Consider the following 15,928-nt stretch of genomic DNA (forward strand, 5'->3'; position numbering starts at 1 on the left):
CACGGGTGTGTGACCGGTTCGCGTACCCGGTGGCTGTCGGCACCGGTGGCGCGCTATGGATGGTCCATGAGCAGCGACGGGGGAGTCGGTCACGGCACCGACGACACGACGAGTTTTGTCCTGCGACCGCCGCGGCAGCAGCCGCAGGTACCGTCGCATCCACGACCGGACGCCGTCCCGCCCCCGCAGCAGGAGGCGGGTGCCGGACGGCTGGTCGCCGGCCGGTACCGGCTGCTCGGCAAGCTGGGCCACGGCGGGATGGGCACGGTGTGGCGGGCCAAGGACGAGACGGTGGACCGGGAGGTGGCCGTCAAGGAGCCCCACGTCCCCGACCACCTTCCCGAACGGGAACGCGCCAACGCCTTCGAGCGCATGCGCCGCGAGGCCCGCGCGGCGGCCCGGCTGGACCACCCGGCGGTGGTGAACGTCCACGACGTCGCGGTCGTCGACGGCCGGCCCTGGATCGTGATGGAGCTGGTGCACGGCCGCACCCTCGGCGACGTCCTGCAGGAGGGCACGCTGGGCGCGCGCGAGGCGGCCAGGATCGGGCTTCAGGTGCTCGGCGCGCTGGAGGCGGCGCACGCGGCGGGCGTCCTGCACCGTGACGTCAAGCCCGACAACGTCCTGCTCGGCCGGCACGACCGGGTGGTCCTCACCGACTTCGGGATAGCCCGGATCGAGGGCGACACGCGGCTCACGGACACCGGCGGCTTCGTCGGCTCGCCCGAGTACGTCGCACCGGAGCGGGTGCTGGGCCAGCGGCCCGGCCCGGCGAGCGACCTGTGGTCGCTGGGGGTGCTGCTCTACGCGGCCACCGAGGGCGTCTCGCCGTTCCGCCGCAGCAACACCCCGGCCACGCTGCAGTCGGTCCTCAACTCCACCCCGGCCGCGCCCGCGGCCGCCTCCGGCCCGCTGGCCGAGGTCATCGACGGACTGCTGCGCAAGGACCCCGCGCAGCGGCCGCCGGCCGACCGGGTCCGGGCGCTGCTGGAGGAGGCGGCACGGCCCCCGGCGCCGTCGGCGCCCCCGGCACCGACGCAGCCCGCCCTGCTGCCCCCCGCGCCCGGCCGCTCCCGGCGCTTTCGCCGCGCGGTGTGGCTGGGCGCGGGCGCGGCGCTGGTCGCTGCGGCGGTGGCGGTGTACCTCGTCCTCGCCGACCCCTTCGCGGGCCCGCTGCCCGACGGCTGGGCGAAGAAGCCGGAGGCGAAGCTGGGCGCCACGGTCGCCGTGCCCGCCGGTTACCGGGCCGTCAGACCCGGCAAGGACGCCACCGACAAGAACTGGGTGACGTACGAGGACTCCAGCGGCAGTGTCTGGGTCGAGCTGCACCTGGCCCGGAAGGCGGACGACTCCCTGCACGAGATCAAGAACAGCGCGCGGTCCCAGATGTACGCCGACGACGAGAAGTTCCGCACCGACGGCGAGTACACCCTGGACATGCCCAAGGGTGCGCGGACCCACCCGGACGACACCGCCACGTACCACGGCAGGCAGGCCGCGAAGAACACCGTCGGCTACCGGACCGACGACAGCGAGAACCCGCGCCCGCGCGAGGTGCAGATCTTCTACTACCGCACCGGCGGCGGAGACATGTACACCCTCACCGTCGGCTATCCGGACCGGAGCGACTTCACGGCACGCGGCCGGGAGGTGGCCAGGGCGGCGATCGCCAACCTGGACGTCACGAAGCCCTGACGCGCGAGGCGTTCAGGTTCCGGTACCGGCCCGGTGTGATCCCGGACTCCTGGCGGAAGGCGTGCGAGAGGGCGTACGGGCTGCCGTACCCGGTCTCCCGCGCCACCGTCGCGAGCGGCGCGTCAAAGGCGCGCAGCCGGGCCGCCGCCGGCGTCAGCCGCCACCAGGTCAGGTAGGCCATCGGCGGCCGCCCGACGAGGGAGGTGAAGCGGCGGGCGAGGGTGGCGCGGGAGACACCGGCCTCGGCGGCGAGGCGGACGGCCGTCCAGGGGGCCGCCGGATCCGAGTGCAGGGCGCGCAGCGCGGCCGTCGTGACCGGGTCGCCCAGCACCGCCGGCCAGGCGCCCGTCTCCGCCCGGTCCATCCAGGCGCCGCCCGGCCGGCGTTCGTCCAGCTCACCGGCCAGGAGGCCGACGGCGGTGCGCAGTTCGGGAACGCGCGGCGGCCGAACGGGAGTTGGTCGTCCGGGCGCACTTCGGGGGTGCCGGCGCGGTGGAGGTGAGGAAGGCGGGATACGGCTTCACCCTGCACCGCTGGGCGGTCTGACCCCCGCTTCGACAACGGCGTGGTGCTCACGGTACTCATGTGACATGAGTGGAGACGGCGAACACCCGCCCGACGCACGTCTGATCGGCGGCCGCTACCGGCTGGCCGGACGCCTCGGCGGGGGGCCCACCGGAACCGTCTGGCGGGCCCGGGACGAACAGCGGCAGGACCGCCGCGTCGCCCTCAAGGAGCCCTCGCTGCCCGGCGATCCGGCCGACGACGAGGACAGCCGCCGTATCGCCCACCGGCTCTACCGGGAGGCACGCGCCGCCGCCAGGGTGCGCCATCCCGCCGCCGTCACGGTCTACGACGTCGTCACCGAGGGCCATGTCCCCTGGATCGTCATGGAGCTGGTGGCGGGCGAGTCCCTGCGGGAGGTCCTGCGCCGCGGGCCCCTCCCGCCCGCCGAGGCCGCCCGCGTCGGGCTCGCCGTCCTCGGCGCCCTGCGGGCCGCGCACGCCGTCGGCATCGTGCACCGGGACGTCAAACCGGCCAACGTCCTGCTGGAGTCCGGGACCGGGCGGGTGGTCGTCACCGACTTCGGCACCGGCGACGGGCATCCGGCCCAGGCGCCCGCCGGGTTCGTCGCGCCCGAGCGGACCGCGGGCCCCGGCGCCGGCCCGGCCTGCGACCTGTGGTCGCTGGGCGCCCTGCTCCGCGCCGCGCTGGGGGACGCGGACCCCGGCCCGCTGGGTCCGCTGCTGGACCGGCTGCGCGCCGAGCGGCCCGAGGAGCGCCCGGCCGCCGAGGACGTCGCGGCGGCACTGCGCGCGTACCTCGGGCTCACGCCGGTACCGGACACCACGCCGGAGCCGTCGTCCGCGCCCGCCTCGCCGCCGCCTGCGGAACCCCGGCGGCGGGCCCCGCGCACCGCGCTCGGGCTGCTCCTGGCGAAAAAAGCCGGACTCGAATGATCGTTCCGCTCGCGACCGTGTCAACGCCCTGATCAGCACATTCTCTGCCAGTGATCACTGGCGGTATGTGAGCACTCGGTGAATCCGCGTTACCGACGGGTACACAAAGACTCCGCCCCGGCATACCCTGCGCGTCATGACGGACACGCAGGCCCCGGACAGCACCGGCACCAACCCCCTCGCGGCCGCCCCCGAGGGCGTCCGCACCGCCGCCGACGTGGTCACCCCGGAACTGGTGGCCCAGCTCACCAAGGGCGTCACCGGCTCCGGCCGCACCGCCAACCACACCCCGTTCACCGGCGACAAGCTGGCCGACCTGCCCGAGTCCACCTCCGAGGACGTACAGAAGGCCTTCGAGGCCGCCCGTGCCGCGCAGGCCGTGTGGGAGCGGACCCCGGTGCGGCAGCGGGCCGCCGTCCTGCTCCGCTTCCACGACCTGGTGCTGCAGCGGCAGGCCGAGGTGCTCGACCTCATCCAGCTGGAGACCGGCAAGGCCCGCCTGCACGCGCACGAGGAGGTGCAGGCCGTCGCGGTCGCGGCCCGCCACTACGGCCGCAAGGCCCCCGCCTATCTGCGGCCCAAGCGGCACACCGGCGCCGTCCCCACGCTCACCAAGGTCACCGAACTCCGCCACCCACGCGGCGTCGTGGGCCAGATCGCCCCCTGGAACTACCCCCTGGAGCTGTCCGTCGGCGACGCGCTGCCCGCGTTCGTCGCCGGCAACGCGGTCGTGATGAAGCCGGACACCGAGACCTGCCTCACCGCCCTGTGGGCCCGTGACCTGCTCATCGAGGCCGGCCTGCCCGAGGGCGTCTTCCAGGTCGTGCTCGGCGAGGGCCCGGTCGTCGGCCCCGAGGTCGTCAAGCACGCCGACTACGTCTCCTTCACCGGCTCCACCCGCACCGGCCGCGAGGTCGCCCAGGGCGCCGCCGCCCGCCTGGTCGGCGTCTCGCTCGAACTCGGCGGCAAGAACGCCATGCTGGTCCTGGACGACGCCGACCTCGAAAAGGCCGCCGCCGGCGCCGTACGCGCCTGCTTCTCCTCCGCCGGACAGCTCTGCATCTCCATCGAGCGGCTGTACGTCCACGAGTCGGTCGCCGACGCCTTCCTGGAGCGCTTCGCCGCCCGCACGAGGGCGATGCGGCTCGGCAACTCCCTCGCCTACGGCGCCGACATGGGCTCGCTGGTGGGGGAGCGGCAGCTCAAGACCGTCGAACGGCATGTCGAGGAGGCCGTCGCCAAGGGCGCGAAGGTCGTCGCGGGCGGCAAGGCTCGTCCCGACATCGGCCCCTACTTCTTCGAGCCGACCATCCTCGACGGCGTCGAGGACTCCATGGCCGTGTGCGAGGAGGAGACCTTCGGCCCGGTCGTCTCGGTCTACCGCTTCACGACGGACGACGAGGCCGTCGAGCGCGCCAACGCCACGCCGTACGGCCTGAACTCCTCCGTCTGGACGAAGAGCGCCGTGCGCGGCCGTGACGTCGCCGGCCGCCTGCGCACCGGCACGGTCAACGTCAACGAGGGCTACGCCCCCGCCTACGGCAGCGTCCAGTCCCCGATGGGCGGCATGAAGGACTCCGGCCTCGGCCGCCGGCACGGCTCCGAGGGCATCCTCAAGTACACGGAGGCCCAGACGGTCGCCCAGCAGCGGCTGCTGCCGATGGCGCCCTCGCTGGGCATGGACGACGAGGGCTACGCCCGGTTCATGAGCACGAGTCTGCGGCTCATGAAGGCATTCCGGTTCCGCTAGAAACACCCGTTCTCGACGAGGAGAGCACGTGTCGCAGGAGAAGTCTGTCCAGACCCGGGACGAGGACGGGTACGACTACGACGTCATCGTGGTCGGATCGGGGTTCGGCGGTTCGGTGTCCGCCCTCCGCCTGACCGAGAAGGGATACCGGGTCGGTGTGCTCGAAGCCGGCCGCCGTTTCACCCGCGAGTCCCTGCCGAAGAACTCCTGGGACCTGAAGAACTACCTCTGGGCGCCGAAGCTCGGCATGTTCGGCATCCAGCGCATCCATCTGCTGGGCAACGTGATGGTGCTGGCCGGCGCGGGCGTGGGCGGCGGCTCGCTGAACTACGCCAACACCCTCTACGTCCCGCCGAAACCCTTCTTCGACGATCCCCAGTGGCGGGACATCACTGACTGGCAGGAGGAGTTGAAGCCGTACTACGACCAGGCCCAGCGCATGCTCGGTGTACGGCTCAACCCGACGATGACCCCCTCCGACGTGCATCTCAAGGCGGCGGCCCAGCGGATGGGCGTCGGCGACACCTTCCACCTCGCACCGGTCGGCGTGTTCTTCGGTGACGGCAAGGACGCCGACGGCACGGCGAAGGCCAGGGCCGGCGAGCAGGTGGACGACCCGTACTTCGGCGGCGCGGGCCCCTCCCGCAAGGCCTGCACCGAGTGCGGCGAGTGCATGACCGGCTGCCGGCACGGCGCGAAGAACACCCTCAACGAGAACTACCTCCACCTCGCCGAGAAGGCGGGCGCGGTGGTGCACCCGATGACGACGGTCGTGTCCGTGACCGACGACTCGCGGGGCGGATACGCCGTGGCCACCCTGCCCACGGACCAGAAGAAGAAGGGCAGGGGCCGGATCCTCACCGCGCGCCGGGTCGTGCTCGCGGCGGGCACGTACGGCACCCAGACCCTGCTGCACCGCATGAAGGCGGGCGGCCAGCTGCCGTACCTGTCGAAGCGGCTCGGCGAGCTGACCCGGACCAACTCCGAGGCGCTGGTGGGCGCGCAGACCGACAACCGCCGCTACCGCAGGGCGACCGGCGAGCCGAGGGCCGACTTCACCCGGGGCGTCGCGATCACCTCCTCGATCCACCCGGACGAGAACACCCACATCGAGCCGGTCCGCTACGGCAAGGGATCCAACTCCATGGGCGGCCTGTCGATCCTCCAGGTGCCGTACGCCGAGGGTTCCTCCCGGGCGCTGGCCTGGCTGGCGAACGCGGCCCGGCACCCGCTGCTGGTCCTGCGCTCCCTGTCCAACCGGCGCTGGTCCGAGCGGACCATCATCGGCCTGGTCATGCAGTCGCTGGACAACTCCCTGACGACGTATCTGAAGCCCGGCGGCGTCGGCAGGGGCCTGCTCACCGCGCGGCAGGGGCACGGCTCGCCGAACCCCAAGCAGATCAAGGCCGCCACCCAGGCCGCCTCCGTGCTCGCCGCCGAGATCAACGGCTTCGCGGGCAGCAACGTCGGCGAGCTGATGGGCACCCCGCTCACCGCGCACTTCCTCGGCGGCTGCCCCATCGGCGACTCCCCCCGGACCGGCGTGATCGACCCGTACCACCGCCTCTACGGCCACCCCGGCATCTCGGTCGTGGACGGCGCCGCCGTCTCGGCGAACCTGGGGGTGAACCCGTCGCTGACGATCACCGCGCAGGCCGAGCGGGCCATGTCCTTCTGGCCGAACAAGGGCGAGGAGGACCCGCGGCCGGCGCCGGGAGCGGCGTACGAGCGGCTGAAGCCGGTGGAGCCGCAGGCCCCGGCGGTCCCGGCGGAGGCGTTCGGCGCGCTGCGACTGCCGTTCCTGGGGATGCCGGCGGTGCCGCCGAAGCAGTAGCCCTGCCGAGCGGGCACGGGCCCGAGTCGAAAAAGAGGGACCTGCATCCCCCTCCGAAAGCAGGTCCCTCTTTTTCGACTCGGCAGGTTTGATCTGCGAAAGCCGTGAAGGGTTGCTCCTGCGCCCGGAATATTCGTGTGGCGTGGGTCACCTACATGACGAAGAGCCCCGCATGACGAAGAGCCCCGCGGGACGGAGAGACCGCGGGGCCCTTCTTCGGTCAGCACCGACGTCAGGGCAGCGCCGGTGCCTGGGTGCGGCGCCGGGGGGTTGCGCCGCTGGTCCTGGTGTGGGAGTGCGGTTCTTCCGCCGGTCGGCCCCGGGCGTCCCCGGAGCCGACCGTTCTCTTGGGTGACCGGGCTGCTGTCCCCTGCCGTCCGGTCACTTCCCTGGAGCGAGGTCCCACGGCGCACGGCACGACCCGTACGCCTCATCGCTCCAGCGAGCCACGCGTGGTTCTGTCGGGCCCGCCCCTGGCTGGCACGGACACCCCGCTCAACGAAGCGGTGCGGGGACCGGTCACGCGCCGTACGGGTGAGAACGGGACCGAACTCAGATGCGACCACGGCACAGCTCGAGCAGGGTCATGGCGAGGCCGGTGCCGGGCTTGCCGAGGGCATCGCGGTAGCGGCCGAGGATCTCCATCTCGCGGGACAGGTGCACCCGGCGTCCGCCGGAGGCGATGCGGGTCTGCTGGACGACGGCGGAGACGGCCATCCGCTCCTGGATGAGGCCGATGATCCGGTCGTCGAGCGCGTCGATGCGCTCCCGGGCGTCGGCGATGGTCGCTTCCGGGGTGCCGGTCGCTTCCGGGGTCGTGGTGGTCATGTCGGGGCTCCTCGGTCGGGAAGGGTGGACGCCCCCGGACGACAGGACCCGGAAAACGACAGGCGCCCCGGGCCTTGTCGGCCCGGGGCGCCTGGGAAGTGCTTGGCGTTTGGCTCAAGCAGCACGACCATGGCAGCCGGCGGGCCGGGTGCCATAGGTAAAGACGAAGGTCGTGTGCTGAAGCATGGGATCAGTATGCCACGGCGAAGTCCAGGGGAGGCCTTCACGTCCACACCGTTAGACTCGGTAGCACAGACCCCGCCCGACCACCAGAAGGCACCCCGTGTCATCAGCGACTTCCACTGCCGCCACCACCGACACCGTCCTGGTCGTCGACTTCGGCGCGCAGTACGCCCAGCTCATCGCCCGTCGCGTCCGCGAGGCGCGGGTCTACAGCGAGATCGTGCCGAGCACCATGCCGGTCGAGGAGATGCTCGCCAAGAACCCCGCGGCGATCATCCTCTCCGGCGGCCCCTCCTCGGTGTACGAGACGGGTGCCCCGACCCTCGACCGCGGGCTCTTCGAGGCCGGCGTCCCCGTCTTCGGCATGTGCTACGGCTTCCAGCTGATGGCGCAGGCCCTCGGCGGCACCGTCGACAACACCGGAGCCCGCGAGTACGGCCGTACCGACCTGCACGTCTCGAAGAACTCCTCCACCCTGTTCGAGGGCACCCCGGACGAGCAGCACGTGTGGATGTCGCACGGCGACGCCTGCTCCGCCGCCCCCGAGGGCTTCGCGGTCACCGCGTCCACGGACGTCGTGCCGGTCGCCGCGTTCGAGAACGACGAGAAGAAGCTCTACGGCGTCCAGTACCACCCCGAGGTCATGCACTCCACGCACGGCCAGCAGGTGCTGGAGCACTTCCTGTACCGCGGCGCGGGTCTGAAGCCGGACTGGACGACCGGCAACGTGATCGAGGAGCAGGTCGCCGCGATCCGCGAGCAGGTCGGCGACAAGCGTGCGATCTGCGGTCTGTCCGGCGGCGTGGACTCCGCCGTCGCCGCCGCCCTCGTCGCGCGCGCCATCGGTGACCAGCTGACGTGTGTGTACGTCGACCACGGCCTGATGCGCAAGGGTGAGACCGAGCAGGTCGAGAAGGACTTCGTGGCCGCGACCGGCGTCAAGCTGGTCGTCGTGGACGCCGAGGAGCGCTTCCTGACCGCGCTCAAGGGCGTCTCCGACCCCGAGGAGAAGCGCAAGATCATCGGCCGGGAGTTCATCCGCGTCTTCGAGCAGGCGCAGGCGGACATCATCGCCGACGAGGGCCCGGCCGTGGAGTTCCTGGTCCAGGGCACCCTGTACCCGGACGTGGTCGAGTCCGGCGGCGGCACCGGCACCGCCAACATCAAGTCGCACCACAACGTCGGCGGCCTGCCCGAGGACCTCGAGTTCAAGCTCATCGAGCCGCTGCGCAAGCTGTTCAAGGACGAGGTCCGCATGGTCGGCCAGGAGCTGGGCCTGCCGGAGGAGATCGTCCAGCGCCAGCCGTTCCCGGGCCCCGGCCTCGGCATCCGCATCGTCGGCGAGGTCACCAAGGAGCGCCTGGACCTGCTCCGGGACGCCGACGCGATCGCCCGCGAGGAGCTGACCGCCGCCGGGCTGGACCGCGACATCTGGCAGTGCCCGGTGGTCCTGCTCGCGGACGTCCGCAGCGTCGGTGTCCAGGGCGACGGCCGCACCTACGGCCACCCGATCGTGCTGCGCCCGGTGTCCTCCGAGGACGCCATGACGGCCGACTGGTCGCGCCTGCCGTACGACGTCCTCGCCCGCATCTCGACCCGGATCACCAACGAGGTCCGGGACGTCAACCGCGTCGTCCTCGACGTGACCTCGAAGCCCCCGGGCACCATCGAGTGGGAGTAGTCCCCAGGGGCCCTAGGCGCGCTTGAGCGTGCGCAGGGGCTCACCGGGCTTCCAGACCTGCGTGACGAGGTACTTCTCGTCCTCGACGTAGGTCCGTACGACCTCGGTCAGCTCGGTACGGAAGAGGTGGAACGGCTGCGGCGGTTCCACCTCTTTCGCGTACGTCCCCTTCACGGCCGCGTCCACGACCTCGAACGCCCGCCCGCCGACCCGGACGTCCCCGCCGTCGCTCATGTCGTCGGCACCGGGGTGGGTCTGGAGCGCGAAGCGGGGGTCGCGGAGCAGGTCGAGCGCCTTCACCGAGCCCGGCATCATCCCGAGCCACAGCTCTGAGCCCAGGAAGCGGACCTCCAGGCCGGAGGTGCGCGGGGAGCCGTCCTTGCGCAGGGTCGCGAGGACGTGGTGCCGGTACGCGCCGAAGCGTGCCTCGGCGATCGTCGCCAGTTCGGGTGCGGCGGATGTGAAGGCTGCCCAGTTCATACCCGCCAGTCTCACCGGAAAACCGGACAACCTCTGTCGGGTATTCACCGCGTACGCCATCTTTACAAAACAGCTCTGCCCTTTTGGGCTGACCGGCGGTAACTTCCGGCGCGTACAGCAATTCGCCCGCTGGAGGACCTATGCACGGGCCCACCCCGCCCCTGCCGCTGCCCACCGACCAGCTGCGGTTCGCCATGCCGCCGATGCACGAGTCGGTGGAGGCCGAACGCCAGCACCGCAAGGAGCGGCTCGCCGGAGCCCTGCGGATCTTCGGCCGGGCCGGGTTCGAGGACGGGGTCTCCGGGCACATCACCGCCCGCGACCCGGAGTTCAGCGACTGCTTCTGGGTCAACCCGTTCGGCATGCCGTTCAAGCACGTCACCGTCAGCGATCTCGTCCTCGCCAACCAGGAGGGGCAGGTCGTCGAGGGCCGCTACCACGTCAACCAGGCCGCGTTCACCGTGCACGCCCAGGTGCACGCCGCCCGCCCGGACGTCGTCGCCGTCGCCCACTGCCACTCCGTGCACGGCCGCGCCGTCGCCGCGCTGGGCGAGCTGATCGACCCCATCACCCAGGAGAGCTGCGCCTTCTACGAGGACGTCGCGCTCTACGACGCCTACACCGGCGTCACCGTCGACATCGAGGAAGGCCGCCGCATCGCCGGCGCCCTCGGCTCCCGCAAGGCGCTCGTGCTGCGCAACCACGGGATGCTCACCGTGGGCGACTCGGTGGACGCGGCGGCCTGGTGGTTCATGTCCATGGAGCGGTCCTGCCAGGTGCAGCTGATGGCGAAGGCGGCCGGCCGTCCGGTCCTCATCGACCACAAACTGGCCGTCGCCACCCGGGAACAGCTCGGCGGCGACCTGGTGGCCTGGATCAACTACCAGCCGCTGTGGCAGGACATCAGCCGCACCGAACCGGACCTGCTCAGCTGACCGGGCCCCACTCCTGACCGGAAGCCGGGGCGGCGACCGGGTGCGCCTGGTCGGCCGGCGCGTCCCCTCAGCCGAAGCCTCTGAGCACGGCGGCCTTGGTCGTCGCGAACTCCGTGTCCGTGAGGACCCCGTCCCGGTGCAGCTCGCCCAACTCCCGTAGCCGGCGCAGCAGGACGTCATGGTGGTCGGCCTGCCCCGGCACGGCCGTCCGCCGCCCGTCCCGGCCGTCGAAGCCGGTGCCCGTGCGCAGGGACGGATGCGGCAGCCGGGCGGTGACGGCCGTCGCGACCAGCGCCGTCAGCAGATCGCGCCGCACACTGCCCCACAGGTCCAGGGTGTAGGGGTCCCGCTCGGGCGGCAGCTTGGAGAACACCGTCTCCGGCGTCACGAACCGCAGGAAGCCGTCCTCGTACCCGCGGTTGGGCAGCCACTCCACCTGCACCAGGTCGCCGAGCGCGATGATCCGCGGGCCGGTCGCGCGCTTGATCCGGTCGGAGGTGTCGGCCCAGTCGATGCGCACCTGCGTGCCGTCGAAGGAGACCGTGCCGTCGGAGGACCGCACGGACACCGGCACCGGCGGGCCCGGCAGCAGATAGGCGTGCGTGGGCTCCTTGGGGACCCGGTCCAGGAGCAGGGCCTGCCGGATCTCCTCGGCGACGTACTCCGCGACCCCGCCGCGGTTCGCGTCCACCGTCAGCCGGTAGGGGTCGGCCGGGTCCGGCAGCCGCCCTCCCGTCGCCTGGAGCAGTGGGTCGGCGCCCTCGCGCAGCCGCATCCGCAGCCGGCCACCCCCCCGCTCGGGTTCCCAGACGACGTCCGAGACCGCCTCCAGGGGCACGCAGACCTCCCCGTACGTCTGCCGGAACAGCGGTACGCGGCGGTGCAGCCCGGGGGTGATCCGGATCGTGCTGCCGTCGAAGGCCCAGGTCCCGTCCCGCTGGATGATCTCGGCCATGCGGAAATTCTCGCAGCCGGGTCAACACGACGGCTCGTACTTCACCCGCCGTGACCCGCTCCGAGGGCTCCTGACGGCCCGGCATAGGGAACAATTCGCTGTCGATGCAGGGGAGTTGCACGGCGGCGGGGCCTCCAACGGGGCGCCGCCGGCCGTGCCGGAAGGTCGTGGGGAAGGCGGGCGCCGGGCGTGGCGGTGCAGGAGGCGGGGCAGGGCACGGGTGCCGAAGGGATCCACGGGGGCGGCTGCACCTGCGGGGACTGCCCGCACGGCGCCCGCGAGGGGCACCGGAGGGCCGTCGCCGCGTTCCTGCGCCTGCGTGACGGGTACGCGGCCGGGCAGGGCCTGCCGGTGGGCGTGGCGCACTCCGCCTCGGCGTCGCGCCGGTGGGTCTCCGAGGAACTGACCCAACGGGCGGAGGCCGTCGCCGAACGCGGGCGCGCCGAGGGCGAGGCCCGGCTCGCACGGCTGTGGCTGCGGACGGTGTGCACGGTGTGGGGCGCGGTCCTCGCGCTGCTGCTCGGCGAGGCGCTCACCGCGGTCGGCACGGGCTGGACCGGCCCCCGCACCGCGGCCCTGGCCGCCGCGCTCGTGGTCGCCACCACGCTCAGCGCCGCCTCCTGGCTGCACCGGGCGCGCGGCGGAGCGCTGGCCCCGGTGATCGGCGAGGACAACCGGATGTCCACCTCCCGCACCGTGGCCGCCGGCTGGGTGCTGTTCGTCGGCTACGCCGTCCTGCTGCTGGCCGCCCGGCTGGCCGCCGCCTCCGACCACGCCGAACGCGACGCGCTGATCTCGGGCCTCGACCTCGCGCGCGGCGCCGGCGTGGTGACCGTCCTCGCCGTGGTGTGCGGCATCGCCGTCCTGGTCCGCCGGGTGGTGGGCCTGCGCATCCTCACGCAACGGCTGCAGAAGGTACCGGCGCACCGGCCGCGCGCCGCCGATCTGCTCACCGACGACTCCGGCCGGGGCGCCTTCGCCGACATCCAGTACGTCGCCGTCAGCGCCGTCGCCGTGCTGTTCGCCGCCGTACGGCTCGCCCGCCGCACCGACCAGCTGCCCGACCTGCCCTGGGGGCTGGGCCTGGTGGTGCTGGTCTCGGCCGCGACCTACCTGGCCGGCAAGTACGCCGAGGGCGGCCGCCCGGTCGTCCTGTCCGTGGTCCGCGCCCGTGAACCCGGCGACCTGGACGGCCCGATCCGCACCGGCGACGACGTCGAGATCCGCGGAGCCGGCTTCGTCCCGCCAGGTGCGCAGACCGCCGAGCGGCTCTCCCGGATGGTCGTCCGCATCGGCGCGGTCGACGTCCACGTCCCGCTGGTCCCGGTCACCGGCGGCTTCCGCAACCCCACGGACAACCTCCTGACCGTGCCCGTACCGGCCGACGTGGAACCCGGGGCGGTGGAGGTGCAGGTGGTCACCGCGGCCGGGGTCGCGACCAACCGGTGCATCGTCCAGGTGACCGAGTGAACGGCACGCACGACCGGGCGGCGCCGAGGCGCCGAAATCCGGAAAAACACCTGGGACGGGGTTGAACCGCCTCCCCTTGTCATACGTATGGTCAGATGAGGGAGCGGCACGGCAGGCGAGAGGCGGCTGGCGACGATGACCCACGGCATCCGGACGGACACGCACACCACCAGGCTGAACGGCCCCCGCGGCTGGCGGGAGACCGCCAACCACTACGCGCTCCTTCCCCTGCGCGTCTTCCTCGGCGTCACGTTCATCTACGCCGGCCTGGACAAACTCACCGACAGCGCCTTCATGAAGTCCGGCGGTGCCGGGTCCGTCGGCGAGACCATGCGCGCCGCCCGCGACTCCGCCGCCGTCCCGGCCCTGGTCGACCTGGCCCTGAAGGCTCCGGTCGGCTTCGGCTACGGCATCGCCCTCGGTGAGCTGGCCGTCGGCATCGGCACCCTGATCGGGCTGTTCGGCCGGCTGGCCGCGCTCGGCGGCGCGCTGATCTCGCTCAGCCTGTGGCTCACGGTGAGCTGGGCGACGAGCCCCTACTACTACGGCAACGACCTCGCCTATCTGATGGCCTGGCTCCCCCTGATCCTCGCCGGCGCCCCCTATCTCTCCCTCGACGCGGCCTGGCGGGCCCGCCGCCGACCGCCGCTGGGCGGCTACCACTAGCCGACCGGCCGCCTGGGCGGGCACTGGGCGACCGGACGGGCCCTGGCCGGGCAGGCACTGGGCCGGGCCGGATGGCTGGGCGGGCGCTGGGCGGATCGGCGGGCCCTGAAACGGGCCGGGCGACCGGACGGCGGTTGTACGGTCTCCGACGAGCCGACGAGCCGACGAGCCGACGAGCCGACGAGCCGACGAGCCGACGAGCCGACGAGCCGACGAGCCGACGAGCCGAGCCGGCGGCCGCACGGCGGCACATCGGGAACATCGCGGCCTTCCGGCGGAGCGCTCAGCCGCTCTCGGCGCCGCCCCGTCTGCGGACGGCCCGCCCCACGGCCGCCGCGACCCCGGCCAGACAGAGACCGCCCACGACCAGCGGGACGGCCGCGAACCACGGCGTCTGCCACAGTCCTTCCGCGTCCCCCGCGAACACCACGCCCGTGGCGGCGAGGAACAGTCCGGCGACCAGCTTCCCGGGCTGGAACTCATGACGCAGCACGACTGACCTCCACCTGTCCCAGACCGACCCCGAGCGTCAGATCCAGCGTGCCGGCGTCCTTGGCGCCCTTGGCCGGAGCCAGCGTCACGACCTTGTGCCGGTCGGGCTGCACGTCCACGTCCTTTCTGCTGTCCCCGGGCAACCGGATGTCGCCCACGCCCACGTCGATCTTCATCCGCACGGTCGCGTCCGCCGGCACGATCACCTTCAGCTGCCCCGCACCCACATGGGCGCCGGTCGTGACCGTCCGCCCCGTGCCTGGGTGCACCCGGCTCAGGTCCAGGGTGCCGCGCCCGCTGCCGAGGTCGTAGGCCGGCCGCACCTGCGCCGACGCGGCAGGTCTCCAGGAGGCGTCCCTCCAGTGGGTGGTGATGTCCTTGGGCAGGGCCGCCGCCCCGGCCAGCAGGGCCGCGGTGACGATCGCCAGGAAGACCGTCCCGGCTCCCGTGCGGCCCAGGAACGAACTGACCGCGACACCCAGGCCGAAGACGCCCAGCGCGCACGCCAGACCGGCCTGCAGACTGGCGCCCAGCGGATGCGTGTCCCACGTCAGTCCGGTGCCCAGGCCGCCCGCCACCAGGGCCAGCAGGAACACCCAGCCGCCGATCCAGCGCGGACCGCGTGGTCTCGGAGGCGCGGCGGGCCGCGGCTGCGGGGAGCCGGGGTGCGTCCAGGGGGTGGCGATGCCCACGTCGATCACCGAGGTGACGTCCGGGTCGCGGGCGTCGCCGGGACCCCACAGATAGCCGGTGCCGCCGACATGCGTGCCGTCCTTGACGATCGGATCCCGCCACCAGGACGGATAGGTGGTGACGACCGGGGGGGCCTGGGCCTCCGGCGGGGCGTCGGCCGCGGCCTGCGCGGCGAGCGGGTCGGTGTCGGGAGCACCGCGGCGCCGAGACCAGTACCCGGCGCCCGCCAGGAGCAGGGAGAGCACGACGGCGAAGGTCAGCACGCCGCCGTTTCTCAGCATGGTCAGGAAGATCCCGCAGCCGACCAGGGCGAACAGCACGGCGGCGAGCGCCTGGCCGTCGATCCGGCCCGTCAGCAGCTTGCGGACCTCGTTCTCCTCCTCGTCCTCGTACGGCACGAGGAGCCAGGCGAAGCCGTAGAAGATCAGGCCGATGCCGCCGGTCGCCGACAGCACGGCCAGCGTGATCCGGAAGATCACCGGGTCCATGTCCGTCTGCCGGCCGAGGCCCGCGCACACGCCCGCGATCATCTTGTGCCGGCGGTCGCGCCGGAACCGCTCGGGGGCCGCGGCGGCGGACCGCTCCCGGTCCTGCTGCTGTGCGTCGACGTGCGTGCCGGTGCCGGCGGTGGCCGCTCCCGTCTTCTGAGTCGCGGCGGGCGCGGCATCCGTCGGCCCGGTGCCCGGGACCGGGCGCGGGCCGGGGCCGGGTCCCGGACCCGTCGCGGCGTGCTCGTGATCCGTCATGTGTCCATGGTGACGGCCCGTCCACCGCCGCGGCAGTCGGGACGACCCTGGCCGAACCCT

General features: G+C 72.8%; 13 protein-coding genes and 1 pseudogene. 8 read left to right on the plus strand and 6 right to left on the minus strand.

The window, feature by feature from the left end; translation table 11 throughout:
* Nucleotides 1-66 precede the first annotated feature (66 nt).
* Nucleotides 67-1,695: a serine/threonine-protein kinase gene (locus IO33_RS0132655; protein WP_031171708.1), complete on the plus strand. Its 1,629-nt coding sequence runs from the start codon at nucleotides 67-69 to the stop codon at nucleotides 1,693-1,695.
* Here the strand turns inward: IO33_RS0132655 and IO33_RS0132660 are convergent.
* A pseudogene (locus IO33_RS0132660) lies at nucleotides 1,682-2,149 on the minus strand (helix-turn-helix transcriptional regulator); the annotation flags it as partial. The gene IO33_RS0132655 and the pseudogene IO33_RS0132660 sit on opposite strands and share 14 nt — an antisense overlap.
* Before the next feature lie 136 nt (nucleotides 2,150-2,285).
* Between IO33_RS0132660 and IO33_RS0132670 the strand changes: the two are divergent.
* The 3 genes from IO33_RS0132670 (at nucleotide 2,286) to IO33_RS0132680 (ending at nucleotide 6,739) form a co-directional block, all read left to right on the plus strand.
* Nucleotides 2,286-3,155 (plus strand): protein kinase domain-containing protein, encoded by an 870-nt coding sequence (locus IO33_RS0132670; protein ID WP_078963995.1) that lies wholly within the window; start codon nucleotides 2,286-2,288, stop codon nucleotides 3,153-3,155.
* 136 nt (nucleotides 3,156-3,291) lie between these two features.
* Nucleotides 3,292-4,905 carry a succinic semialdehyde dehydrogenase gene (locus IO33_RS0132675; RefSeq protein ID WP_031171714.1) on the plus strand — a complete coding sequence of 538 codons (1,614 nt, stop codon included), beginning with the start codon at nucleotides 3,292-3,294 and terminating at the stop codon, nucleotides 4,903-4,905.
* A gap of 28 nt (nucleotides 4,906-4,933) precedes the next feature.
* On the plus strand, nucleotides 4,934-6,739 hold the full coding sequence (locus IO33_RS0132680) for a GMC family oxidoreductase N-terminal domain-containing protein (protein ID WP_031171716.1): 1,806 nt from the start codon (nucleotides 4,934-4,936) through the stop codon (nucleotides 6,737-6,739).
* 552 nt (nucleotides 6,740-7,291) lie between these two features.
* Here the strand turns inward: IO33_RS0132680 and IO33_RS0132685 are convergent.
* The gene (locus tag IO33_RS0132685; RefSeq protein WP_031171718.1) at nucleotides 7,292-7,567 is read right to left on the minus strand and encodes a chorismate mutase; all 276 of its coding nucleotides are present in this window, start codon (nucleotides 7,565-7,567) and stop codon (nucleotides 7,292-7,294) included.
* Nucleotides 7,568-7,850: 283 nt separating this feature from the next.
* On the opposite strand from IO33_RS0132685, the gene guaA reads away from it, so the two are divergent.
* Nucleotides 7,851-9,431, plus strand: a complete 1,581-nt coding sequence (guaA, locus tag IO33_RS0132690; protein WP_031171720.1) for a glutamine-hydrolyzing GMP synthase — start codon at nucleotides 7,851-7,853, stop codon at nucleotides 9,429-9,431.
* A gap of 12 nt (nucleotides 9,432-9,443) precedes the next feature.
* On the opposite strand, the gene IO33_RS0132695 is transcribed toward guaA, so the two are convergent.
* Entirely contained in the window at nucleotides 9,444-9,911 is a 468-nt protein-coding gene (locus tag IO33_RS0132695; RefSeq protein WP_031171722.1) for a pyridoxamine 5'-phosphate oxidase family protein, read from the minus strand.
* A gap of 140 nt (nucleotides 9,912-10,051) precedes the next feature.
* Here IO33_RS0132695 and IO33_RS0132700 point away from each other — a divergent pair, with 140 nt between their 5' ends.
* The gene (locus tag IO33_RS0132700; protein ID WP_031171723.1) at nucleotides 10,052-10,846 is read left to right on the plus strand and encodes a class II aldolase/adducin family protein; all 795 of its coding nucleotides are present in this window, start codon (nucleotides 10,052-10,054) and stop codon (nucleotides 10,844-10,846) included.
* Between the two features lie 67 nt (nucleotides 10,847-10,913).
* On the opposite strand, the gene IO33_RS0132705 is transcribed toward IO33_RS0132700, so the two are convergent.
* Nucleotides 10,914-11,801, minus strand: a complete 888-nt coding sequence (locus tag IO33_RS0132705) for a DUF4429 domain-containing protein (RefSeq protein ID WP_031171725.1) — start codon at nucleotides 11,799-11,801, stop codon at nucleotides 10,914-10,916.
* Between the two features lie 189 nt (nucleotides 11,802-11,990).
* Here IO33_RS0132705 and IO33_RS0132710 point away from each other — a divergent pair, with 189 nt between their 5' ends.
* On the plus strand, nucleotides 11,991-13,271 hold the full coding sequence (locus IO33_RS0132710; protein WP_031171727.1) for a hypothetical protein: 1,281 nt from the start codon (nucleotides 11,991-11,993) through the stop codon (nucleotides 13,269-13,271).
* A 135-nt stretch (nucleotides 13,272-13,406) separates the two neighbouring features.
* Nucleotides 13,407-13,937, plus strand: coding sequence for a DoxX family protein (locus IO33_RS0132715; protein WP_031171729.1), 531 nt, complete (start codon nucleotides 13,407-13,409; stop codon nucleotides 13,935-13,937).
* Nucleotides 13,938-14,220: 283 nt separating this feature from the next.
* Here IO33_RS0132715 and IO33_RS0132720 read toward each other — a convergent pair whose 3' ends face one another.
* Entirely contained in the window at nucleotides 14,221-14,430 is a 210-nt protein-coding gene (locus IO33_RS0132720; RefSeq protein ID WP_031171731.1) for a hypothetical protein, read from the minus strand.
* Entirely contained in the window at nucleotides 14,417-15,868 is a 1,452-nt protein-coding gene (locus IO33_RS0132725; RefSeq protein ID WP_031171733.1) for a PspC domain-containing protein, read from the minus strand. The genes IO33_RS0132720 and IO33_RS0132725 overlap by 14 nt, the downstream gene beginning before the upstream one ends.
* Nucleotides 15,869-15,928: the final 60 nt, after the last annotated feature.

The sequence above is a fragment of the Streptomyces durhamensis genome, assembly GCF_000725475.1.
In the GTDB taxonomy this organism is placed as follows: Bacteria; Actinomycetota; Actinomycetes; order Streptomycetales; family Streptomycetaceae; genus Streptomyces; species Streptomyces filipinensis.